General features: G+C 56.6%; 20 protein-coding genes and 1 pseudogene. 16 read left to right on the top strand and 5 right to left on the bottom strand.

Annotated features, from left to right (window positions below; all coding sequences use genetic code 11):
- Positions 1-282 precede the first annotated feature (282 nt).
- The 5 genes from KUIN1_RS05060 (at position 283) to KUIN1_RS05040 (ending at position 3,184) form a co-directional block, all read left to right on the top strand.
- A complete protein-coding gene (locus KUIN1_RS05060; protein ID WP_152091868.1) occupies positions 283-591 on the top strand; it encodes a hypothetical protein in 309 nt (102 codons plus the stop codon).
- Complete coding sequence (locus KUIN1_RS05055; protein WP_152091867.1) at positions 588-1,190, top strand: hypothetical protein; 603 nt, start codon at positions 588-590, stop codon at positions 1,188-1,190. The genes KUIN1_RS05060 and KUIN1_RS05055 overlap by 4 nt, the downstream gene beginning before the upstream one ends.
- Positions 1,191-1,392: 202 nt before the next feature.
- Positions 1,393-1,725, top strand: coding sequence for a hypothetical protein (locus KUIN1_RS05050; protein ID WP_152091866.1), 333 nt, complete (start codon positions 1,393-1,395; stop codon positions 1,723-1,725).
- A 101-nt stretch (positions 1,726-1,826) separates the two neighbouring features.
- Complete coding sequence (locus KUIN1_RS05045) at positions 1,827-2,138, top strand: hypothetical protein (protein WP_024652581.1); 312 nt, start codon at positions 1,827-1,829, stop codon at positions 2,136-2,138.
- Between the two features lie 104 nt (positions 2,139-2,242).
- Positions 2,243-3,184 (top strand): hypothetical protein, encoded by a 942-nt coding sequence (locus tag KUIN1_RS05040; protein ID WP_152091865.1) that lies wholly within the window; start codon positions 2,243-2,245, stop codon positions 3,182-3,184.
- An 86-nt stretch (positions 3,185-3,270) separates the two neighbouring features.
- On the opposite strand, the gene KUIN1_RS05035 is transcribed toward KUIN1_RS05040, so the two are convergent.
- Both KUIN1_RS05035 and KUIN1_RS27915 read right to left on the bottom strand, forming a co-directional pair.
- A complete protein-coding gene (locus tag KUIN1_RS05035) occupies positions 3,271-3,528 on the bottom strand; it encodes a DUF1652 domain-containing protein (RefSeq protein WP_024652579.1) in 258 nt (85 codons plus the stop codon).
- 184 nt (positions 3,529-3,712) lie between these two features.
- Positions 3,713-3,931 (bottom strand): hypothetical protein, encoded by a 219-nt coding sequence (locus KUIN1_RS27915; protein ID WP_152091864.1) that lies wholly within the window; start codon positions 3,929-3,931, stop codon positions 3,713-3,715.
- 315 nt (positions 3,932-4,246) lie between these two features.
- Between KUIN1_RS27915 and KUIN1_RS05025 the strand changes: the two genes are divergently transcribed.
- The 5 genes from KUIN1_RS05025 (at position 4,247) to KUIN1_RS05005 (ending at position 11,821) form a co-directional block, all read left to right on the top strand.
- Positions 4,247-4,867, top strand: coding sequence for a type VI secretion system-associated protein TagO (locus KUIN1_RS05025; protein ID WP_232060015.1), 621 nt, complete (start codon positions 4,247-4,249; stop codon positions 4,865-4,867).
- Positions 4,868-5,225: 358 nt separating this feature from the next.
- Positions 5,226-5,669, top strand: a complete 444-nt coding sequence (locus KUIN1_RS05020) for a DUF2280 domain-containing protein (protein WP_152091862.1) — start codon at positions 5,226-5,228, stop codon at positions 5,667-5,669.
- A 1,082-nt stretch (positions 5,670-6,751) separates the two neighbouring features.
- Positions 6,752-10,795 (top strand): phage tail tape measure protein, encoded by a 4,044-nt coding sequence (locus tag KUIN1_RS05015; protein WP_152091861.1) that lies wholly within the window; start codon positions 6,752-6,754, stop codon positions 10,793-10,795.
- Positions 10,792-11,082 carry a hypothetical protein gene (locus tag KUIN1_RS05010; RefSeq protein WP_092194755.1) on the top strand — a complete coding sequence of 97 codons (291 nt, stop codon included), beginning with the start codon at positions 10,792-10,794 and terminating at the stop codon, positions 11,080-11,082. Before KUIN1_RS05015 ends, KUIN1_RS05010 begins: the two co-directional genes overlap by 4 nt.
- 121 nt (positions 11,083-11,203) lie before the next feature.
- On the top strand, positions 11,204-11,821 hold the full coding sequence (locus KUIN1_RS05005) for a recombinase family protein (RefSeq protein WP_152091860.1): 618 nt from the start codon (positions 11,204-11,206) through the stop codon (positions 11,819-11,821).
- A 41-nt stretch (positions 11,822-11,862) separates the two neighbouring features.
- On the opposite strand, the gene KUIN1_RS05000 is transcribed toward KUIN1_RS05005, so the two are convergent.
- On the bottom strand, positions 11,863-12,801 hold the full coding sequence (locus KUIN1_RS05000) for a hypothetical protein (protein ID WP_152092431.1): 939 nt from the start codon (positions 12,799-12,801) through the stop codon (positions 11,863-11,865).
- 929 nt (positions 12,802-13,730) lie between these two features.
- Here KUIN1_RS05000 and KUIN1_RS04995 point away from each other — a divergent pair.
- Both KUIN1_RS04995 and KUIN1_RS04990 read left to right on the top strand, forming a co-directional pair.
- The gene (locus tag KUIN1_RS04995) at positions 13,731-14,588 is read left to right on the top strand and encodes a competence protein CoiA (protein ID WP_232060014.1); all 858 of its coding nucleotides are present in this window, start codon (positions 13,731-13,733) and stop codon (positions 14,586-14,588) included.
- Positions 14,589-14,853: 265 nt separating this feature from the next.
- The gene (locus tag KUIN1_RS04990; protein WP_152092429.1) at positions 14,854-15,057 is read left to right on the top strand and encodes a hypothetical protein; all 204 of its coding nucleotides are present in this window, start codon (positions 14,854-14,856) and stop codon (positions 15,055-15,057) included.
- 583 nt (positions 15,058-15,640) lie between these two features.
- Here the strand turns inward: KUIN1_RS04990 and KUIN1_RS04985 are convergent.
- Positions 15,641-16,537: a LysR family transcriptional regulator gene (locus tag KUIN1_RS04985; RefSeq protein WP_024652573.1), complete on the bottom strand. Its 897-nt coding sequence runs from the start codon at positions 16,535-16,537 to the stop codon at positions 15,641-15,643.
- A gap of 130 nt (positions 16,538-16,667) precedes the next feature.
- On the opposite strand from KUIN1_RS04985, the gene lldD reads away from it, so the two are divergent.
- A complete protein-coding gene (gene lldD, locus KUIN1_RS04980) occupies positions 16,668-17,810 on the top strand; it encodes an FMN-dependent L-lactate dehydrogenase LldD (protein WP_024652572.1) in 1,143 nt (380 codons plus the stop codon).
- A 126-nt stretch (positions 17,811-17,936) separates the two neighbouring features.
- Positions 17,937-18,200 carry a hypothetical protein gene (locus tag KUIN1_RS04975; protein ID WP_024640176.1) on the top strand — a complete coding sequence of 88 codons (264 nt, stop codon included), beginning with the start codon at positions 17,937-17,939 and terminating at the stop codon, positions 18,198-18,200.
- Between the two features lie 156 nt (positions 18,201-18,356).
- On the opposite strand, the gene KUIN1_RS04970 is transcribed toward KUIN1_RS04975, so the two are convergent.
- Complete coding sequence (locus tag KUIN1_RS04970; RefSeq protein WP_024652571.1) at positions 18,357-20,237, bottom strand: methyl-accepting chemotaxis protein; 1,881 nt, start codon at positions 20,235-20,237, stop codon at positions 18,357-18,359.
- A gap of 171 nt (positions 20,238-20,408) precedes the next feature.
- Between KUIN1_RS04970 and KUIN1_RS28510 the strand changes: the two are divergent.
- Both KUIN1_RS28510 and KUIN1_RS28505 read left to right on the top strand, forming a co-directional pair.
- A pseudogene (locus KUIN1_RS28510) lies at positions 20,409-21,635 on the top strand (methyl-accepting chemotaxis protein); the annotation flags it as partial.
- Between the two features lie 39 nt (positions 21,636-21,674).
- A complete protein-coding gene (locus KUIN1_RS28505) occupies positions 21,675-22,538 on the top strand; it encodes a methyl-accepting chemotaxis protein (RefSeq protein WP_442963289.1) in 864 nt (287 codons plus the stop codon).
- Positions 22,539-22,569 lie beyond the last annotated feature (31 nt).

Raw genomic sequence — 22,569 nt, 5'->3', positions numbered from 1 at the left:
GGAACAGGGGGAACGGGGGAACAGCCAGTATCTATAGGGCCTGGAACCGTTCCCCCTTATTGAATGTATGGGGAACAGGGGGAACACAAACATGTTTTTGAATATAAGAGAGCCAGACCTTCCGCGCATCTGGTTATCACTGTTCCCCCGTTTTTTGGGTGGGGTACATGTACCCCATCTGAAAGCCCCGGAAACATTGGCTGTTCCCACTGTTCCCCCGTTCCCCCGATTTTTTTTCACAGGCACATATGAGAGTCATAGCCAAACCGTGGAGATCCAGCAATGAGCCTCCTGTCCGGTCTGCTGGATGGCCTGCCGCCCCGGGCCGCCGCATCACGACCAAACCTGACGAAAAGCCCAGTGGATCGACCACTGCTCACGCTGATCGAGCGCGGTAGCCACCAAACAACACCGGCACGCACCTACACGCACGCCGCCGAAGCCACGCCTGAATGGCGGCGTGCCCGAGACCAGTACATCAGCCACGTCATGGCCTGCCGCAATTGCAGCATGCCTACCGGCCGCCACTGCCCTGCTGGTGCCGATCTGCGCGTCACTTACGACCAAACGCCCATGGAGATACACCAATGACATCTAGCGTTCTCATGAGGCTTTGCAGCATCGCCCTAAAGCCAGGTATCAGCGCCAGCACCCAGCTCATCACCACTCGACGGATCTGTCGTATTGTGTCTGAAAGGCTTGATTCCATTACTGCTGAGCGGCGGGCCTTCCGCCGCGAGGCGAACAAGCTCAAACCGTTCCTGCCATTCGCCAAACAGGCCATTGCGGACATTGAGCGGCAAGCGCTGGCACACCGAGAAGTCGAATGCGCCGGAGGGCGAGCCATCCTGTTAGGGTTTGGAAAGTCGTTTATTTTCGACCGCGAGGGCTTGGCTGAAGCGCTGGGCTTTGAGCGGATGTGCGATCTGCTGAGCGTGAATCCTGTCCACCGGCATCAGGCTGCCGAGGACGGCGACACAAGCCTGCAAGGCATAGCGTACCTGTCACAACTGGAAGACAGCTCATCAGGCTACGGCGAAGACTGGGGCGCTGGCGGGCCAATCTACCGCGCCTGCCACGCTGCAACGATCCAGTTTATCCGGGAATGCCCAGAGGACCAGCTACCCGACCTATTCGAACCTGGCGCACCACTCGATCCAAAGTCAACTCCTCACCTCACGCTGCATTGATTCAATGCTGCTGCAGGCGCTGCTGGAGCTAAAGCTCTTGAATGACGCCAGTGAGGGACAGCTCATTGATTCGTTCATACGCGCCACGATTTGGCTTGCTCACGTTTCGTGGCGCGTGACAAAGTAGCCACCTGCCATACCGAAGTGGGAAGTCAGGCAATCTGACGCGGCGGGGCATTTAGCGCATATTTGGGATTCAGTCATGAAAAACAGGATGTTTGCAATTCTCGCAGTGGCAGTCATGCCGGTGCTTGCCGCCGAAACACCGCTTCCTGTGCCATCCGACACAAAGGCCCAGTATTTTGTGTTGGAGCGGGACGCCAAAGGCAATGAGCGAAAAATCACAACCAAACGTGTGGGGCCTAGCGGCACCGGCTACTCTCAGCGCTTGGTCAACTGCTCGGCTGGCACGTTCAAGTATCTGGGCGATGGTGAAACACTGGCCGAAATGAAAGCATCGAAGCCTAGCGGGAGCATGGCTCCGCTGACACAAGGCTCAATTTCCTTCTATGTGGCGGAAGCCGCCTGTAAGTAACGGGCCGTTAGCCGATCAGAGTGCTGGCCAGCTAGTGACCAGCGGTCGGGTAATCTGCGCGGTTGAGATTTGTAACATAGAAATTAGGAAAAGGATTTTCAATGAAAAAAGTTTTGAGCGTCGGCGCTATAGTGGTTCTGGCTTTGGCCATTTATACCCAGTTCACATTTTTTGTTGTGGCGCCCATCGGAGCAGTACCCGAGGGTAGCACTGTTGTAATGTTTCGCCTCAACAAGACCGAGTTTATCGACAGCGCTGATGCCATATGCGTGCGGATTCAAGGAAACGTGAATTTACTATGTCGAGGCGCAGTATTGGCCGGAGTGCTGAACGGCGCTCATATACTTGCACGGCTGCCATACTCCGAATCGCTTTACCTGATATCCACTGGCAACCAGCGATATGATCGATAGAGCCGGACTGCTGCTGGTGTCGATTCCCGGTTGGGGCGACGAGGTCTTACCAAAAAATGGCCGAACAAAGCCGAGAAATGGAAATATTATGAGAAGGGATGAAGATGTCTGATTTCGTGCTGCTCGTCGAACATTCTGTAAAGTACACGAATAAGCAGCCGTTAACGGTTCAGGACGTAATAGACTCTCTGGCTGCTCTGGAAAAGGTTTCTGTCCACTTTCTCCCAGAGGCTCTATCTCAGCTCACTGGCGCTGGCATTATGTCTGCGGAGCTGCTGGTCGAGGGCTTTCAGCAAGGTTCTTTCATTGAAGACACGCTGATAAAGCTGGTTTTTAAGAACCAGGCAGAGCTAGATAAGTTTCTGGATAAGGTCCGAGAGGGGGGAAAAAATGTTTATCGAAAGCTTCCTGGCAATGGTAGTCCGGTCTTGAAAGGCGCTGTGGCTGTCACCTGCGTAGTTGGCGCCCTTGTAGCGGCTGGCGCAGCATGGGCAATCATCAACAAAGCCCCTCCGTCTCCGTCTCCAGTGTCGCTAAACATTAACAACAGTAATTTTGTGGTTATTGGGGCGGAATCATACGCAATGTCGCCGGAGAAATTCGCGGAGGTAATCGAGAAGGTTGGAGCAACTGACAAGAAAAAGCTCGCTCAAGCCGCAGTCAAGATTATTGCGCCAGCCAAGAAAGAGGAAGGCGCAACCGTGGTCATGAGCGAGGATGAAAACCTGTCGATTCCGGAAGAAACGGTAAGAGAAATACCCGACGTGGTAGAGTTCGAGCCATTCGAAATTGACGAGCCGCACCCAGATGCGGATGTGGAGATCAGGGCAACAGACCTCGACTCATCCAGCAAAGGCTGGGCGGCAATCATCAGAGGACTGGTTGACCGGCGTGTTAAATTGGTACTGGAGGAAGGTGTAGACCCCCAAAGCCTTGCCGGAAAATTCAAGGTTAGAGCAGATGTAGTAGTAAAGTTTAGAATGTCTGCGAAAACCAAAAAAATGGAACCGGTATCCATCACTGTCCAGCGAATGATAGACAATTGATTCTCGCATGCGCCACTCGCGATTACGGCTGACATAGCGACTTAGAAGCCCGGCCCTAGCGCCGGGCTTTTTCATTCTGCATATGCCTACCGTCCTTTAGGATGCAGGTAAGACGCAGAGCGCCGCAACCTCATTTCCGATTTCACCTCAAGCACAAGCGCAACGATGTCGCGGATGGTCACCAGTGCCGTCGTGTCGATGCCTGTCACGGTGAACTCTTCCGCCTCGGTGGCCGGGTTGGGTATCCGGATCGTCATCGAGCCGCCCAGGGCGATATCGCATACGCACTTCATAGGTAAAAATGCTGCCTCAATGATAGGCCTCAGGTCCATTTGGGAGTTCATTCGGGCGATCCTTTATCGCAGGTCGGGAGAATTCCTGAGACCTACATCGCGCGGAGTGTAGGCAGCAATTCACACTTTGCTGCTGCAATTACCTGCAGGCCTTGAATTAAATGCTACTCCGCCGGCTGCGCGCCCCTCAGCCAGATAGATGCCCCCTCATTTGCGGTAAATTCGGCGGCCACGCTCACGAGTCTCGCAAGGTAAATATCAATTCCCCCCTACTCGTCCGGCACACCCCATCTACAAGCTTTCCGAGATAGCCTTGGTGCATCGAGTAGACAGCGCAGTCTCTCACTCGGAAGATCACCGCTCGATCCGACCTAATGACCCCTTCGCTATCCATCGTGCCCAGCCTGGAGTTGTTCTGGCCGTAGACGCAGAGTCTGACTTTGATGACGTCCATGTTCCCTTGCTCCTTGGTGAAGAGCTCTAACCATAGCGGATGATCATCACTCTGCTGAGCGAGCCGACGGAGCGCTTATCTGGCTTGCGCATGTAGGGGCCCGAAATGCTCGCCGCGAATGGATCAGCGCAGGTTTTCAGGTCGATCCGGTCACATATACATAGGCCATCACAGACCCAGGGGCCGACCATGCAACACACCACCGATCTGCATCACATCTGCTAACGGGCTCGTTGAGTCTGAGATTTGATGAGGGGCGTGCGCGACGAATTGATGGCAAGGTAGAATCACCCTTCATCTATGGAGGGTTGTACTGTGCGTAATTTGGCGATAACTGGATTGATTTGCCTCTCGGCCATGACGGCATCTACGCCAGGGCTCGCGGCGATTAGCGATACATCAATCGCGGCATGCTCAGCAATAAAAGGCGACGTTCAGCGACTGGCATGCTTCGACAAGATTGCCGATGACGCAGGGCTCGCGGAGAAGACAACGCCGACTAAAACCGAGGGATCGGGGAAGTGGTACACCGCGACCAAGACCGACCCTTTGAACGACAAGCCTGTTTACACGGCGGCTTTAGGGTCTGAAGGCGGCACGGGCAGGTCGGTGGAAAGCGTGGTCATGCTTGCACGCTGCGCCGACGGTAAGACTGAGCTTTTCGTTAACTGGTCTTCATTCATCGGTACTGACGACACAGACGTTACCTATCGCATAGGCAAAAGCAAGGCCATTACCAGGTCTTGGCAGATATCCACTGACAACACTTCGACCTTCTATCCGGGCTCTCCGATAAAGGCTATGAAGGAAATGATGGAGTCAGACAAGTTTATCGTTAACGTAACCCCATATAGCGAAAGCCCGGTCACAGCGATCTTTGACACCTCAGGCGCAGAAGCGGCCTTTGCGGATATCAGAAAAGGATGCAGTTGGTAATTTCAATCTGAAGCCTCGTCAGAGCCCGCCGCTGAGCGGGCTCGTGTGCTACCAGCATCGACCTCTTCTCTTGACCTTCTGCTAAGGCGCGGCTTCCCGCACCCGCATCTGCTCCTTCCCCCTCAGACACAAGCCGCACGATATCGCGTATAGAATTCAGTTTTGCCGTGTACATACCAGCCATTGTGAAATCAAGCGCTTCACTATCATTCCGCTACGATTCCGTAAGTCTATTGGCGGCATTGGGCCGTTCTACATGCGCTGATCAGATAACCGTGACAGACGGGCATGGCGCGGGACTAATGATCTGCGAGACCATGCGATCAATTCTTGACAGAACCTAGACAGAATCGATCCTATGGCCGCGATAACTCCCGAAATCAAAACCTTTATCGTCCAGGCGCTGGCCTGCTTCGATACACCCTCACGGGTGGCAGAGGCCGTAAAGACTAACTTCGGGGTGACTGTGTCCCGCCAGCAGGTCGAGATTAACGACCCAACCAAGCGCTCCAGCAAGGGGCTGGCTAAGCGCTGGGTGGCATTGTTTGAAGATACCCGGGCAAACTTTCGCGAAGCTATTGCCGAGGTCCCAGTAGCGAATCGGGCCTATCGCCTGCGTGCGCTCGGGCGAATGGTGGAAAATGCTGAGGAGCGTGGGCATCTTGCTCAAGCAGCGAAGTTGCTGGAGCAGGCCGCCAAGGAATGTGGCGACATGCACACCGTGCGCGGCAACGTTAGCGGAGAGTCGGCGGCTCAAATCTCTCCGTCACACCAGGTTGACCCAGCTTCGCCCAAGACCTGATCAGCACCGTCCGTCAAGATCGATTTTCCGCGCGCGGAACCTGACAAAACCTGACATTCAAGAGGTCGGTGCGAAGTTCACGTGCAGATTCAAATGAGCAGTTCGCACTGGTATCCAGCTTGGTATCCAGGCTTTTGCAGCTATTTCCAATGGTTGAATGATCGTTCTGCAAAAACAACCCCATGAATGAGGCCTAACGTAGCTTTGGCATGCTATGAGATCGAGCGATATGTCAACAATTGTCAACGTTTGGCGTAATGGCTACCACTGAGGTAAGCAAGGTGGTAACCACCAAGCCGCTGCGCTCACAGAATCTCGCGCCACAATTTCACGTACTGTCGTTTCGTGGCGCGGAACAACTCTCTCCCATTAGGGCGGCCCTCGCCCAAACTCAATCTGAGGATGAACCGCTGAGCCGAAAACTCACCCCTGTATCACTTTGCCTATCGACGACTTACTGCGACAAAAACGCCCTTCAAGATTTCACCGACCATCCGCTTTCCGGGGGTCTTTTAGTCTATTACTGTCTCGTTCTATGTATCACTCTAAGTGCACCCTAAAAATACTGGTTATATGCGCATATTAGCTCTAATGTCGACTCTGTAAGGCTTCAGCCAGCCAGCAGAGGAACAATCCATGTCACCAACCAGTAAGCCGCGTGGACACCAATCCAAACCAACCCGTGCAGAAGTCAAAGCAGCCTGGAGTCGTCTTCGTTCAGCGGCAGACCAGGGTAACGTTCAGGCGAGTGCTTTGCTCATCGCATTGACTGAAAACAGGCCGGTGCTTGGCGTGCATGCTTAAGCAAAACGAGCATCCGGAGCAGTTAACACTGCATGCAATCACGGCTTAGCTCATCAAGCCATGGCGAACTATCAGTGGACGCTGTCGGTTGGCATCCACTTCATGAGATGACGCTCACCGAGCTCATGACGGCCTATGCCAATGCTTTCAAAACACCTCAAAACTGACATCCGGCAAACCAACCCATCCTTCGACTACTTCCTGGTCGCCAACGCGCCGGGCGGCTTAATTACGCAAGAACACATAGCGGGACTGTACGTCGCGCTCAGGAGCTTCTGATGGCCCTTACATCCCGCTTAGCGCTTGAGGTCGATAGCCGTAGCGCACAGCAGCAGGTCGATGATCTTCGCCGCGCCTTGACCGCCCTCAACGATGCAGGCCTGCGCAGCGGGCCGGTACTGTCCGGAGCTTCCAGGGCAGTGAGCGACACCGGTCGCAATTCCGCGTCAGCAGGTGCCCAAGTTCAGGCGCTCGAAAGGCGCGTGCGCTCGCTGTCATCGGCCGCCGCTGGCCTGGCTGGACCGCTTGTTGCGGCAGTCAGCACGAAAGCGTTTTACGACGCAGCCGAGGCTTACAGCACCCTCACAAACCGCATGAAGCTGGTGACCGATGGTGCTGGTGAGCTGGCCACGGCACAAAAGGCTGTGTTCGATATCTCTCAGAGTTCCTATCAGCCGCTCAATGCCACGGCCGAGTTGTATCAGCGGATCGCGACCAATCAGAAAGAGCTGAAACTGACCGGAGCAGGCGTTGCCGGCGTTGTCGGAACCATCAGCAAGACCCTGGCTATCTCCGGCGCTTCGGCGGCATCAGCCAGTGCAGCGCTTGTCCAGCTTGGTCAGGCATTCGCCTCGGGCGTGCTGCGCGGTGAAGAACTGAACAGCGTCATGGAGCAGGCCCCTGCATTGGCTCAAGCAATCGCCGCAGGCATGGGTAAGACCGTCGGGGAACTGCGCGCACTCGGCGCTGCCGGGCTTCTGACAGCGGACGCGGTTGTAAAGGCGCTGCAATCACAGCAGCAGGCCGTCGACCAGCTTTTCGCCAGGACTGCCGTGACGATCGGCAACAGCATTACCGCGCTGGACAACTCGTTCACCCAACTGGTCGGCAAGATGGATCAGGCCAGCGGTGTCAGCGCAACCATATCATCTGCATTCGTTGCCGCTTCCAAGTCCATGGACGCCCTGACCAGTGACTCGTCAGCCACCTACCTCATGCTTTCCCGGGTGTCGAATGCAGCGGAAACGCTCGCCTACATCATCGGCGGTCGACTGGTTCTCTCTACGGGCCAGGCCATCGCCAATTTAGCACTGTCGACCAAGGCGTCTATCCAGCAGGCCGCTGCGCTGTACAGCGCTACCGCTGCAACGCTGACCGCAAACAAGGCTGAGGAAGAGTCAGCGAAACAGGCGGTGCTGAGCGCGCAGTCAAAGCAGGCCGACGCAAATGCGACGCTCGCACGGGCAAATGCCGAGCTGGTAGCCGCAGAACAAAAACTAGCTGCCGACCGGATGCGCCAGGAGTCTGAACTCAACAATATGAGGTCTGTGCAGGCGGCTTTGGTTGCCGAGCGCGAGTTGGAAGTGTCCAGGCTGTCGAGCCAGATATCCGAACAGGGTCGAGCTGCAGCACGCAACAGAATGGCTGTAGCGAGGCTCGACGAAATCAAAATCATCAAACAGATCCAGGCCGCCGAGATCCAGCTGGCAGCCACCACGACCGCTGCGTCTGCCGAGATTCAGCAGGCCTACGTCGTGAGGTCTGCAGCAGCAGCGGGGGTAGCTGAGACTACCTTGGCCGCCAATGCCGCCATACGAGCCTCAGAGACAGCCACAGCGGCAGTGACGACCGCCAGCAAGGCGCTGCTTGTCGCGAGCGCTGCCGGACGCGGCTTATTGGGGCTTCTGACCGGGCCTGTCGGCTTGATTGCCATGACCGGCGCGGTTGCCTACTCATTCCTGAGCGTCGGCGATCGAGCTGACGATGCATCCAAGTCACTGATCAGCCATAACGCCACCGTTAGCGAGACGGTAAGCGCATACAAGGCCCTGTCGGCTGAGCAGCAGCGCCTGCAAAAAATCACCTGGGCAGACCAGCAGGCAGCAGCGTTGGACAAGGCCTCATCTGCCCTTGATGACTACGCCTACAAGGTAGAACGGGGCATCACCCTCGGGCCGTTTGCCGATCAGTTCCGCAGCATGATTGCCGAGGTCGAATCAGGAAAGCGAAGCCTCGACAGCGTCACGCAGTGGATTCAGACGAACAGCAACGCGACCCCTGATTTCATTCGTAAGCTGGCCGAGCTGGCCGCGACGCAACAGACGAATACGGCCTCGGCCGCAGACCTGGCCACGAAGCTGGGCACCGTCGATGCGGCCACGAAGGCAATATCGCAAAGCACTGGGAATCTCACGATAAGTCAGAGCGGTTCAGGCTCTCAGACGAAGGCGCAAGTCGCTGAGTGGGAAAAGTACATCGCAAAATTGACTGAATCACGCGACCTGATCGGTGCAAACGCGAAGGCCGAAGCCGCCCTTCTGGCCCAGAAAATGGGGCTGACCAAGGCGCAGGCCGCTCAATCCAGCATTGTGGCCGAGCAAACCGACCTTCTGAGAAAGTATGAAAGCGCGGTCAAGGAGGCGGACAAGGTCCAGCAGGCCGCACTTAAGGCCCAGCTTGTCGCCTTGTACACCCAGCAGCAGGCAGCAGAGGACGCCACCGCCGCGGTCAAGAAGAGTCACGAAGAGGCAGCCAAGGCCGCCGAGGCCAGCGCCAACAAGCAGATAAACCAGATGCAGCGCGTCATAGATAAAGCGCTCACTCTGAGCAAGGGCACAAACCTGCTTTTGCTGCCACAGACGAAACAGCAGGCCCTGACCGGTGCCGCCCTTCTTACAGGGGGCTCTACGGTCAAAAAGACCGCTCCGACTCGCCTGACTCCCCAGCAAATGGTTGATGCAAGAACGTCTCAGATCGAGCAAGGCACCACGGTCAACAAGAACGCCGGCAAGACAAAGGCCTTCCAGGAGGACGCTGGCACGAAGCTACTCGATGACGCCAGGCAGCGTTATGCGGTCCTGCAGCAGCAAAGCCGGGAGTTGCTGATACAGGACGGCACAACCAGGTCCATCGGCGCCGAGCAAAAGAAACTGGTCGAACTGGAAACAGAGATCGCCCAGCTCAAGGAGAAAAAGACGCTCACTGCCGCGCAAAAGCAGGTTCTGGCCATGGCCGATCTGAACCTCGCACAGCAGAAGCAGAACGCGGCGCTGGAGAAAGAAAACGAACTGCGCAAGCTGGCCACCGAGGAAACCCAAAAGCTGTTTTCCTTTCAGGCGAACCTGAATAGCCAGCTCGCCAAAGACCGGACCGGACTGAACAACAGCCTTTCCGGGCTCGGCATGGGCGACCAGCAGCGCGCCAGGATGCAGGAGCAATTCGGCATTCAGGAGCAGTACCAGTCGCAACTGGATGCGCTCGCAGCGCAGCGCAATGAGGACAAGATCACCCCGGAGCTGTACGCCAAGCAAACCGCCGCACTGAACGCAGCGCTGCAAAGCCGACTGGCCATGCAGCGCCAGTATTACACCGACGTGGACAGCGCAGAACAGGACTGGGTGCTGGGCGCAAGTTCGGCAATGCAGACGTACCTCGAACAGTCTCGCAACGTCGCAGGGCAGACAAATCAGCTGTTTACACGGGCGTTCGGCAACATGGAGGACGCGGTTATCAACTTCGTGAAGACTGGCAAAGCATCATTCAGCGACTTTGCCGACGGGGTGGTTTCCGACCTCATCCGCATTCAGTTGCGCCAGGCAGCCGCGGGCTTCCTAAGTACGGCGTTCGGATTCATGACCGGTGGTGCATCTACGCTCGGGCAGGGTGTCATGACCGGATCGAGCCAGATGATATCCAAATCCGGGTTTTACGGTGGCGGCTACACGGGCGACGGCGGCAAGTTCGAGCCGAAGGGTGTCGTGCACGGCGGTGAGTTTGTCGTGAAAAAGGAAGTGGTCAGCCAGCCCGGCGCCCGTGAGTTCCTGGAGCGCATGAACGCCAACACCAAGGGCTATGCCGACGGCGGGTATGTCGGTAGTGCCGCATCCACATCCAGGGCGTCCAGCTCTTCAGCGTCGGTAAGCATGCCAACGATCGAACAGAACTTTTACTTTCAGGGAGGCGCTGACGAGAACATGGCACAGAATCTGAAACAAGCAGCTGACGATGGCGCAAGTCGGGGCATGAAGGGTGCCTACGAGATGATGTTGCGCGACCTGCAGCGAAATGGCCCGGCTATGCAACTCATCAGGAGCAAGCGATGAAAATCAGTGATATCAATATGCCAGAGTTGATCGAGGCGCTAAGCCAGGCTCTGGTGCCGGTGATCTTCAAGGGCATGGAGGCAGAAACGCCTCCCCACGTATGGCGTGAGCGCGCGCAGCTGAACGCTGACGTCATGGGCCGCTTTATCGCGGTGATCCATTGCGGTGAAGAAGTCGGGCCGGAGGTTGTCGAGCTGACCGAGATTTTCACGAAGCAGATGCGAGAGAGCTATGCCGAGTCGTTCGGCACTTTGCTCGGGCCTCGGGGCAAGTTCAGCGCGGTGTAAACAAAGGTATGCCTGAGCTGATACGGGCTTATCTTCCTATATCAGGTCTTTTCGCTTGATATATGACACCCAAAGTGCAACAGTATTAGTGAGACATCTAAACTGATACGGGAAGCACTTCATGTTCATCCGCGCATACCTCAGAGCATCGACAGACGAGCAGGACGCCGGCCGGGCTCGCGCCTCGCTCGAGCACTTCGCCAACGAACATAATAAGGTCATCGCCAGCGTGTATCTGGAGAATGCCAGCGGAGCGGCCGCTGACCGGCCGGAGTTGCTTCGCCTTCTCAAGGATGCGCGCAAGGGTGACGTGCTGCTGGTGGAATCAATCGACCGCCTCTCCCGTCTGCCGGTGGATGACTGGCAGAAGCTCAAGGCCGCGATTGACTCCAAGGGGCTCCGCATCGTTGCGCTTGATCTGCCGACCAGCCACCAGGGGATGCAGGATACGAAAGGCGATGAGTTCACCGGCCGGATGCTGGGCGCGATCAACTCGATGCTGGTGGAGATGATGGCCGCTATCGCCCGTAAGGATTACGAGCAGCGGCGCGAGCGCCAAGCGCAGGGGATCGAGAAGGCGAAGGCCGAGGGCAAGTATCAGGGGCGCCCAGTGGATACCGATCTGCACAAGCGCGTAAAGGAGCTGTTAAAGGCCGGGTTGGGCATCCGCGCTACCGCCCGACACGCTGACTGCTCAACTACAACCGTTATGAGAATCAAAGACTCAATCACAGCATAGAGTGGCTTACCGCCCTTCCCTAGCATAACGCCCGACGTCAGTTATTCACTCAGCAACGGCGGTGGGGATACCCATGCCATGAGCGCATCGACGCTGTCCACGCTACCAATAAGGTTTCTTCCTTCCTGAACCTTATTAAGGAGCTCAGATCGAGCCTCCTCACTCAAGTCGCTTGAGCGATTGATGATGTCATCGAAAAAATCTTCAACCTTCCTATCCACGCTCCACTTTTCGATGATGCTCAGGAGGTCGTGTAGCGCATCTTTCCGAGTTTTGATTACCTGTGAGCGCTGATACTCCAGCTGAGCAATTCTTCTCTCTTCCTCCCAACGTTTCCGCTCCAAATCTGCCTCTCGATGAGCTTCCGCAAGTCTGGGGCCCAAGGAGGTAGCGCTGCTAATCAACGAATGTACGATTTCATCGATCTGCTTCGAGAGGCTTACATTTTGCTCCGTCCAAGTTTGTGTCCAATCGACTAAAGGGTAAGGGCTGTATGCTCTGAGACAGAGTCGTTTAGTTGGAGCTCGATCAGTAATCACCTGGTAGCGCGCAGCTCTGGTTCCGCTCCACAGTCCTGGCCTGAGTTTTCTAGCCTCGCTTACAGGCAGGTACTTACCGTCGATATAGACGACCTCTTTGTCGGCCGTTTGCTCATAGATCGTCAGGCCGATTGCTAGCTCACCGATAAATACCAGAGTTGGCCGAGCGGGTGCCCAATTGCTTGTTTCAAATACCGAGCGTATTAGCCGGCCCTCTTCCTCATCGAGAGCCTTGCGCGCGTACCCGGCCTGACCACAAGCGACGGAAACCCGATGTTGATAGTCGCGAAAACGGGTCGCTATTTTCTGAAGGATCATCGCCGCCCTGCGAAGAGTAGGCTCTGTAACTACGAGATCAGGTAGATTTCGTTTCTTTGGCTTGAGATAACCGTCGCCCGCTACCCTGCCATCGGTGAACGAATCTAGCGATCCCATCACCATCAAACGGCTATCACTTCGGCCTTTCAACGCAGCATCAACGGGCGCAGCTCCCTTACTGCGGAGTAGCTGATCCCCCTTCCTCCACTCGGTAGGGTCACCAACCCTCGGCTTTGGGAGTGGTGGAATATTCGGCTTTTGTCCCGATTTTTTCCTCGCCCAGTAACCTCGGGGCGGACAAGGTACGTTCAAGCGGGCACAAACCCGTGACAGAAAAACCGCTGATACTCCGTACTTTGGAGCGAGGGAAAGCATGGGCGTAGACCATACTTCGGCGTAGAGGGTATCTCTATGAACGCGGTCCTGATCCATCTCACTGCCCTTGTGTTTCGACGTTCGAGCTTTCAGTGACCACGCTCGCATCTTTCCTACGGGTCGTCAAAACGCTTTCCTTCAGCCGGTCCGGATTTATGCCGCCATTCCATCTGTCGGCTTGAACGTTGCTGCAATGCTACTCATCCGTTACGTTGGAGCTGCCGAGACCTAGTGTTTTGGCCGGCTAGCCTGGTACCCATTAATTAATCATGCCGCCCGCTGAGCCAGGCTGGCCGTCAATACTCACCAACTACAACGCTGCCATGCGACTAGGTCTTTTCTAGCAACGAATATCGGGAAGCAGTTGCACTCCCCTAGATTGCGCACACTAAGTACGCAGCTCGGTACGCATGACTGGTGCGCACTCTGGGGCCGTATCAGGCCCAGCTTCGCACTGAGGTTCGCAGCCGCCAATGCACGATCCTGTCGTCCGCCCGATATCAAAAAATAATGGTTGCCAGTCGCTGGTTTCCACTTTGGTTTCCAGCAAAACCAGGGCGTTTTGACTGGCAACTTGGGCGCCGGTCGACATATTGTCTGGCTGACTGATAGCAAGCGTCCTCTCCTGTTTTGGACATACCCAGGAATGAAATGCACCCAGGCGGATTTCAGCTACATTGACTCGCATCATCGAATGGGAGGCGGGTATGCCATCAATGGAAGTAGCTCTTGTGAGTGGAGCGCGCTCTGCGCCAGCGCCGGGTCTGAAAGGCGAATGTCCATTGTGTGGAAAGCCCGCACAGGCGAAATGCGGTCCTATCATCCGCTGGCACTGGGCACACGCCGGCCATCGACACTGCGATCCGTGGATGGAGAACGAGGGCCCTTGGCATCGCGCCTGGAAAGCACTGTTTCCATTCGAGTGGCAGGAGGTCGTCGCCTTTGACCACTCTGGCGAGAGGCACATCGCAGATGTGAAGCGGCCTGACGGCACGGTCATTGAGCTACAGAACTCTCCTATGAGTATCGAGGAAATGAAAAGCCGCGAGACGTTCTATGGAGAGCGAATGATCTGGATCGTGAACGGCGAGAAATTCAAGGAGCACATCCGGATAGGCGAATCGCTACCTGATCCTAATCACGAGCGGCTGCGCGATTTCAAGCTGGGAATGCCTACCTATACGAAATGGTCGAGCTACTTTAGGCAACCGAGTCATGACGGCAGCGGTTATGGCTATTTTCGCAGGAGCGATATTGCTGCTGACACGTCGCCGGGTGCGATGTTTGAATTGCACCACGGCAAAGCGTTCGATGGAATCGTGGCTGAGTCGTACCGGGGTCAACATGCGTGGTCGTGGAGAAATCCTCGCGAGGGGTGGCTGATGTCCAGGCGCACCGTTGTCTTTGACATGGGTCAGGGGGTGATGTGGGCGATAGCCAAGTACGGAGACGACGGGGATCTGTGCCTTCAGAAAATATCGCTCAAAGCGCTTCTCGACTCGCTGCTATCGGGCGCGACACCTACTCTTGGCTGAGTGGTGTCGCTCGGTGTTCCTCAAATATTTACCGTGGCTTCCATCAGCCTGACAGCAGGTCGGAGCAGGTGGGATTTAATTGTGATCATGACTCACCTTTGAGCCATGGGGTCGTGAAGCGCTACCCCATCAGATTTCGATCCATCGCCCCGATCGGCAAACCCGGAATTGGTATAGTTGCCTCCCGCGGAGCTGATAACATGCCAGCGCGTTGTGGGCCCGCCCCATGACCGCAACTGATCCGACGCCAACCGAGGATAAAGCCGTGTCCATTATTGACTGCGATTATCTGCCAACCCCGTCTGCTGTTGAATTCCCTCAGGAGCTGGCTGTGCTGATCGTGCGCAAGGCTGCCTCAATGGCCGCAGCGTTCGAGGAAAAGGCCTTAGATCAGCTCACCAAGGACGCCATATCCGCTATATCAGCCGGTGCCGATCCGCGACAGGTCCTCCGGCAGATGCGCCTGTAAGCGGCAAATCCAAACTGCCGGAATATCAGTAGTTTCCAGTAACTGTCCTACCGAAATGGGAGCCCAGGTTAATTAAGGAATATCCCGCCGCGCCGAACGAACGCCACCATTGCGAGAACCAACCCCATGGATGACCACTACCCGGTCCCGGAGTGGCTAGCGTGGCGACTGCGGTTCTGCTGTTACACCGGCTGTTACACCCTGCCTTGAAGTGCGCCCAGATAGGTGAATGTCAAAACCGGCAAGACTTTCACCGTTCGTCGGCAATAGTCGGTAGCCTATGGCGAGACAATTCATCTGCGCGGACAGGCAAAAAAACAGCCCAGCAGAGAGCGCCGTGTATCCCCAGGTGTATCCCTTTAAAACACGCAGTCGAAGATATTCAATAAATACAGGTGCTTAAATAACCAGTTCAATTGCCTGTGTACCACCAAGTACCGATTCACAGTTTTCTTCTGATCACTGTGAATCAACAAGAAGCCCGCCTCGTGCGGGCTTTCTTGTTTCTGGCCTTCCTGTTTTGTCACACCTCTTATGCCTCCGAGCCCCCCCCTGCGTGTGCTTAAAGCACGCCTCCGGGATTTCAGGACGTCGTCGGGAGACGGGTTTCCCTGGCGAGCGCCAACCAGGCCTCGGCCGCAGGTGACAAGTGCGCGTTCTTGCGCCATGCCAACACCATATGCCAATCGGTATCCGGTTCGTTCAGCGCAACCAGTCGAATCCCGTCGTGACAGTGCTTCTGCGCCAGCATCCTCGGCAAGAACGCGACACCCAGCCCTGCCGAGACCAGATCCACAATAAAGTCGACCTGACCGCTGCGCGCAGTCACTTTGGGCGTCACGCCCTTGCGGTCGCAGGCCAGTTTAATCATGGTATTCAGTGCAAATCCGGCCTCGAAGAGGATAAACGGCGTTTCGGCCAGGTCTTCAATGACGACCTGTTTGCGCTTGGCCAACGGGTGGTTCTCTGCCATGACCACCACCACTGGCTCGATACGCACATCCTGGTAATCGAACTCTTCACTGAACGAGTTCATCTTCAACAGTGCTGCCAGCTCGACTTCTCCCGAAGCCAGGCACTCATGCAGTTTGCTCGCGCCGTGTTCGGTGAGCTGAATATCGATATCCGGATAGCGGGCGCGGTATTGAGTGAACATGGCGGCGAAAAGCGCACCACTGCCGACGGGTGGCAGACCGATGCGCAGCACGCCGCCCTTCAAACCACGCAGGTCGTTGAGCTCGGTCAGCAGATCGTTGCGTTCGGCCAACAGGGTCAGGGCGCGGCGGTAGACAATTTCGCCGGCGGCGGTCAGTTCGCTGCGGTGGCCAATGCGACTCAACAGCGGCGTGCCCAATTCGTCCTCAAGGGTCTTGACGGCTTTGCTGACGGTGGACTGGGTAAGCGACACCACGTCAGCGGCCTGGGAGAAGCTACCCTGACGTACCACTTCGACAAAAGTGCGTAATGTTCGAAGGTTCACGAGTATTCGATTTCCGACTGAATTCAAGTTGTATTAGTTGTTTTGATCATAGTCGGTTTTTCCGTAATCTGAACCTGCCGCTCCCCCTTGGCGGCCTCGCTTCGTAGATTTATTCGCTCAGGAAAACGTCATGATTATTTCTTCGGCATCCGATTACCGTGCAGCGGCCAAACGCAAACTCCCGCGTTTTCTGTTTGATTACATTGACGGCGGTGCGTATGCAGAGCACACGCTGCGTGCCAACGGTTCGGACCTGGCCGATATCAGCTTGCGCCAGCGGGTCCTGAAAAATGTCGATAACGTGAGTCTTGAAACCAGACTGTTTGGCGAATCCCTGGCGATGCCGATTATCCTCAGCCCCGTAGGCCTGAGCGGAATGTATGCGCGCCGCGGTGAAGTGCAGGCAGCCAGGGCCGCGGCGAACAAGCGGATTCCATTCTGTCTGTCGACGGTGTCGGTGTGTTCGATTGAAGAGGTAGCGTCGCAGAGCGATCAAGCGATCTGGTTTCAGCTCTACGTGCTCAAAGACCGTGGCTTTATGAAAAACGCTCTGGAGCGTGCCAAGGCGGCGGGCGTCACGACGCTGGTCTTTACCGTCGACATGCCAACGCCCGGCGCGCGTTATCGTGATGCGCACTCGGGCATGTCAGGGCCTTATGCCGCGCCTCGACGCATTCTGCAAGCCATGACCAAGCCGGACTGGGCACTGAATGTCGGCCTGCTCGGTCGCCCCCATGATCTGGGCAATATCTCCAGATACCTGGGCAAGGCCACCACCCTGGAAGATTATGTGGGCTGGCTGGCGAACAACTTCGACCCGTCCATCAGCTGGAGGGATCTGGAGTGGATTCGTGAGTTCTGGCAAGGCCCGATGATCATCAAGGGCATTCTCGATCCGCAGGATGCCAGAGATGCGCTGAGTTTTGGCGCGGACGGCATTGTCGTATCCAACCACGGCGGACGTCAGCTGGATGGCGTGCTGTCCACCGCCAAGGCTTTGCCGCCGATTGTTCAGGCGGTCGGCAGTGACCTGACAGTGCTGGCCGACTCCGGCATTCGCTCGGGTCTTGATGTGGTGCGCATGCTCGCCCTCGGTGCCAAAGGCGTGTTGCTCGGACGCTCGATGGCCTATGCGCTGGGCGCCGATGGGCAGCGTGGCGTCGAGAATATGCTGGATATTTTTGCCAGGGAAATGCATGTGGCGATGACGTTGACCGGGGTGACATCGATTGAGCAGATCGACGCAAGCATTCTGGTTAAAGCAGTTGCTTGAAGGCCGGGACTGGATCGTTACTCGAGTCGGCCTTTCGACGAACTGCATTTTTCACTCTGAATGCCTGGTCTATGCTCGAAAGTGATGGCTCAAGAAGAGCCAGCATTTCTCATGAAGGAGCAAAGCATGCGTAAACTCGTACTCTCAATGACTGCCGCCCTCTTCCTGACGGGTGCTGTAGCGCCCGTCGCCCTTGCAGAGAGTGAGCTGGAAAAGGGTGTCCGACACGATAACCGTGAACTGGATAAAGGCGTCGATCATGACGCCAAGGAAGTGGACAAGGGCGTGAAGCACGACGCTGACGAGGTTGACAAAGGTGCTAAACATGACGACAAGGAACGTCACAAGGCTGACAAGCACATCGATAAAGAGGTTAAAAAGGATCTCTGACCAAAAGCCTGCCACCGAGCAGGCTTTTTCATGGACGAGTGACGCTGGGCGGTCCAGCGGGCTTGCTGACACCCCCACTCACTGGTACTTGCAAGCCCTCACTCTTGAAGACCGGGCCACGTATAAGTGGCCCGGCCTCTGTCACTGGATGTACGGTCAGATCTTGAAACTGTCGACCAGTTGCTTCAAACGCCCGGCTTGTTGCGAAAGCGCAGCACAGTCCTTGAGCGTTTCATTAAGGTTGGCCACGCCTTGTTGATTAAGCGTGTTGATCTGATTGATATCGATATTGAGGGTTTCTACAACGGCAGTCTGCTCTTCTGTCGCTGCAGCAACGGATTGATTCATGCCATCGATATCGCCAATGCGCCGTGTCACATCACGCAGACGACTGCCCGCCTGATTGGCAACTTCGACACTTTCCTGACTCGACGTCTGGCTTTCATTCATGTTGAGTACGGCATGCTGAGAGCCGCTCTGCAGGCCGCCAATCATCTTGTGAATCTCGTCGGCAGACGTCTGGGTACGATGCGCAAGGTTGCGCACCTCGTCGGCAACTACCGCAAAACCGCGTCCGGCCTCACCCGCGCGGGCGGCTTCGATGGCGGCGTTGAGGGCCAGCAGATTGGTCTGCTGCGAGATGCCTTTGATGACATCAAGAATGTGACCGATGTTTTCGGTGCTGGCGTTGAGTTGCTCGATCTGCATGCAGGAATCACTGATCTTGGCCGACAGCGCGCTCATGGCATGTATCGTTTTCTCGACCACTACCTGACCGTCTTCTGCCTGGTTGCGGGCCTCACTGGCCTGGATCGAGGCGTCCGATGCGTTGCGGGCAATCTCCTGGGTTGCAGCGCCCAGCTCGTTGATCGCTGCAGCGACGTTGTTGGTCCGGGCGCTCTGCTCATCGAAACCGACGATGGACGAGTTAGAGGAGTTGACCACCCGTTGCGACAGGTCATGCACCTGAAGCGTTGCGGAGGACACTTCGACGATGGACGCGTGCACGCGCTCCACGAACTGATTGAACGAGCCACCCAGCGCTGCGAACTCGTCCTTGCCCTGAATGCTCAGGCGCCGGGTCAGATCACCCTCGCCCTGGGCGATGTCCTGCATCGCACGCCCCATGTCGGTCAACGGGCGCATCAGCGCACGAATGAGCAGGCTCAACAGCAACGCAATCACGGCCACTGCAATCAGCACGGCAACCATCGCCGAGCTGCGAAACTGGCTCAATGGCGCATAGGCCTTGTCCTTGTCGATCGACAGGCCAATGTACCAGTCAGCCGAGGGCAGCCCGGTGATCGGGGTAAATGACAGCAGCCGTTGCTGGCCATTGAGGCTCACCTCACGCAGGCGCGCGTCCAGGCTGATGGTCTGTCCGGGGTAGATGTCCTTGAGGTTTTTCATCACCTGTTCCTTGTCCGGACTGACGATGATCTGTCCGTCGCCACTGACCAGAAAGGCGTAACCCAGCCCGCCGAATTCAACCGAGTTGATGATCTTGACCAGCGTGTCGAGGCTCAGGTCGCCGCCGACGACGCCCGTGACCTGGCCCGCCGCCTTGACCGGGCTGGCGATCGTTACCACCAGGCCACCCACAGAAGCCAGATACGGCGCGCTGAGAATGGTCTTGCCTGCGTCGACGGTGGACTTGTACCAGGGCCGTTGGCGAGGGTCGTAGCCCGCGGGCATGTCCACATTGGGCCGCTGGGTGAATGTGCCTTTGCTGTCACCGACATAGGTGAACTGAAAGGTCGATACCAGCGCAGACTGCGATACCAGTCCGCTGAGGTCGGAATTGACCCCCTGAAAGGCTACGTTCTGGGTGAGGTTTTCCAGCACCAGAATGCGCCCGCTCAGCCAGTTCTGGACGCTGCTGGCAGTCAGTTGACCCGCTTGACCCACGGAGGACTCGAGGTTCTGGTTGATCGTCTTACGTTGCAGGTAATCGTTGTACAAAGTGAACAAGGCGAACGCCAGCACCACTACACCGGCCGCGGCCAGCAGAATCTTATGACGAAACTTTAAATTCATGACAAGGCATCTCAACAGGACTGCTGGAAGAAGGCTCGGAGGCCAGAGCAAGTTGCGACACAAAAAATGTCATGCCCTGCACACACAATGAACCTGCAACGGATAGGGTTTTGATCTCGCAAACACAGCCGACGGTGTGCCGTTCCCTCTGGAATTCGGCGCTCTACTTTAATGACTTCGGCGGTGCTTTATAACGGTGTGCTGGCGCAAATGATATGCCTGGAAAAAAATATTCCAGGCGTCGTGGAACTTTCTTTATTTTTTATTTCAGCTTGGCCAGTTCCTGCCGATAGTGTCTGTATACCTCACCCCGCCCTGACCTGTATGCCATACCTTTCAGGGATAAGACCGTTTCAATGGCAGTTGTTGGAGAATTCAATGAGTAGCTGGTTTGCAAACATCAGCGTGAATATGAAACTGGCCCTCGGCTTCGGTCTGGTACTTGTTTTTACAGCCATTCTTGCACTGACTGGCTGGACCAGCATGAGCGGGCTGATCAACCGCAGTAACTGGATGAGTGACATTACTTCACTCAATGCGCAGTTGACCAAACTGCGCGTGACGCGCCTGCAATACATGGTGGCCGACGGCGACGAGAAGGTAGCCGAAACCGTGCAGACCTCGCTGGACAGCTTCAAGGCGTATCAGGAAAAACTGCGGGCCTCGTTCAAAAGTCCCGAAAACCTGAAAATGCTCGATCAGTTGGGCATCGTGATCGCTGACTACCAGAAGTCCCTCAACAACATGCGCAGTGGCTACAAGGCCAGCACCGCTGCGCGTGATGAGCTGACGACCCACGCGGTCAAAAGCCTCGCGGTGTTCGAGCAGCTTGTGACTGAAGTCAGAAACATGGACCCGGCTGACGCCAACCGTTTCGAGCAGTACCGACTCGTCACCGATGCCAAGGATGACTTGAGACTCGCACGCTATGAAGTGCGCGGCTACACCACCAATGCCACGCCCGAGACCGAGCAGGCAGCTGTTTCGAAACTGGATGCGGCCGTCAAGGATCTGGACGCGCTCAAGGCGACCTTCAGCGGCACTCAGGCCGATCAGCTCAGGCAGCTGGAAACCTCGTTGATGGCCTACCGGACGACTTTGCAAAACTTCAAGGCCGCCACGGGCACGATTGTCCAGGCGCGCAAGGAAATGACCACGCAAGGGCAGGATATCGTCAAGATCAGCGAGGACATGTACAAGCTGCAACTGGATCGCCGCGATCAGGAAAGCGCACAGGCGCGTACCACGCAGATCACCTGCACCCTGCTGGCTATCATTCTGGGCATCATCGCCGCAGTGATCATCACCCGGCAGATTACCCGTCCCCTGCGCGAAACCCTGGCAGTGGTCGACCGTATTGCGTCCGGTGACCTGACCCAGACCCTGGCGGTGACACGCAGTGATGAGCTCGGCGTTCTGCAGCAAGGCATCCAGCGCATGGGCACCACTCTGCGCGAACTGATTGGCGGTATTCGCGACAGCGTCGTACAGATCGCCAGTGCCGCCGAAGAGCTGTCGGCGGTTACCGAACAGACCAGCGCTGGCGTCAACAGCCAGAAAGTCGAAACTGATCAGGTCGCCACCGCCATGCACGAGATGTCGGCGACGGTTGCAGAAGTGGCGCGTAACGCCGAACAGGCCTCGCAGGCCGCGTCCAACGCCGACCGCGAAGCGCGTGACGGTGACAAGGTGGTGGGTGAAGCGATCGTCCAGATCGAGCGCCTGGCCAATGAAGTGGGCCGCTCGGTCGATGCCATGACTCAGTTAGAGCAGGAAAGCGACAAGATCGGCAAGGTCATGGACGTCATCAAGGCGGTGGCCGAACAGACCAACCTGCTGGCGCTCAACGCCGCCATCGAAGCGGCTCGTGCGGGTGAAGCCGGACGTGGTTTTGCCGTGGTTGCCGACGAAGTTCGCGGCCTGGCACAACGTACGCAGCAGTCCACCGTGGAGATCGAAACACTGGTCGCTGCGCTGCAAAGCGGTACGCGCCAGGTGTCCAGCATCATGCTCAACAGCCGCGAACTGACCGTCAGCAGCGTGACCCTCAGCCGTCAGGCAGGTACGTCGCTGGGCAGCATCACGCAAACGGTCTCCAGCATTCAGGCGATGAACCAGCAGATTGCCGCCGCCGCTGAAGAGCAAAGCGCGGTCGCTGAGGAAATCAGCCGCAGCATCATCAATGTCCGCGATGTGTCCGAGCAGACTGCTTCGGCCAGCGAAGAAACCGCTGCGTCCAGCGTCGAACTGGCACGCCTGGGCGGGCAACTGCAGACGATGGTCAGCCGCTTCCGTATCTGATCACCCAGCGTTGACATCAAGCCCGGTCTTT

The sequence above is a fragment of the Pseudomonas sp. KUIN-1 genome (assembly GCF_009176725.1).
Taxonomy (GTDB): Bacteria; Pseudomonadota; Gammaproteobacteria; order Pseudomonadales; family Pseudomonadaceae; genus Aquipseudomonas; species Aquipseudomonas fragariae.
This window is presented reverse-complemented; position numbering and strand designations above follow the sequence as displayed.

What these genes read in the sequence shown, in the direction of transcription:
- KUIN1_RS05060 (WP_152091868.1), top strand. Translation starts at nt 283, where the DNA reads ATGAGCCTCCTGTCCGGTCTGCTGGATGGCCTGCCGCCCCGGGCCGCC.
- KUIN1_RS05055 (WP_152091867.1), top strand. Translation starts at nt 588, where the DNA reads ATGACATCTAGCGTTCTCATGAGGCTTTGCAGCATCGCCCTAAAGCCA.
- KUIN1_RS05050 (WP_152091866.1), top strand. Translation starts at nt 1,393, where the DNA reads ATGAAAAACAGGATGTTTGCAATTCTCGCAGTGGCAGTCATGCCGGTG.
- KUIN1_RS05045 (WP_024652581.1), top strand. Translation starts at nt 1,827, where the DNA reads ATGAAAAAAGTTTTGAGCGTCGGCGCTATAGTGGTTCTGGCTTTGGCC.
- KUIN1_RS05040 (WP_152091865.1), top strand. Translation starts at nt 2,243, where the DNA reads ATGTCTGATTTCGTGCTGCTCGTCGAACATTCTGTAAAGTACACGAAT.
- KUIN1_RS05035 (WP_024652579.1), bottom strand. Translation starts at nt 3,528, where the DNA reads ATGAACTCCCAAATGGACCTGAGGCCTATCATTGAGGCAGCATTTTTA.
- KUIN1_RS27915 (WP_152091864.1), bottom strand. Translation starts at nt 3,931, where the DNA reads ATGGACGTCATCAAAGTCAGACTCTGCGTCTACGGCCAGAACAACTCC.
- KUIN1_RS05020 (WP_152091862.1), top strand. Translation starts at nt 5,226, where the DNA reads ATGGCCGCGATAACTCCCGAAATCAAAACCTTTATCGTCCAGGCGCTG.
- KUIN1_RS05015 (WP_152091861.1), top strand. Translation starts at nt 6,752, where the DNA reads ATGGCCCTTACATCCCGCTTAGCGCTTGAGGTCGATAGCCGTAGCGCA.
- KUIN1_RS05010 (WP_092194755.1), top strand. Translation starts at nt 10,792, where the DNA reads ATGAAAATCAGTGATATCAATATGCCAGAGTTGATCGAGGCGCTAAGC.
- KUIN1_RS05005 (WP_152091860.1), top strand. Translation starts at nt 11,204, where the DNA reads ATGTTCATCCGCGCATACCTCAGAGCATCGACAGACGAGCAGGACGCC.
- KUIN1_RS05000 (WP_152092431.1), bottom strand. Translation starts at nt 12,801, where the DNA reads ATGGTGATGGGATCGCTAGATTCGTTCACCGATGGCAGGGTAGCGGGC.
- lldD (WP_024652572.1), top strand. Translation starts at nt 16,668, where the DNA reads ATGATTATTTCTTCGGCATCCGATTACCGTGCAGCGGCCAAACGCAAA.
- KUIN1_RS04975 (WP_024640176.1), top strand. Translation starts at nt 17,937, where the DNA reads ATGCGTAAACTCGTACTCTCAATGACTGCCGCCCTCTTCCTGACGGGT.
- KUIN1_RS04970 (WP_024652571.1), bottom strand. Translation starts at nt 20,237, where the DNA reads ATGAATTTAAAGTTTCGTCATAAGATTCTGCTGGCCGCGGCCGGTGTA.
- KUIN1_RS28505 (WP_442963289.1), top strand. Translation starts at nt 21,675, where the DNA reads ATGGGCACCACTCTGCGCGAACTGATTGGCGGTATTCGCGACAGCGTC.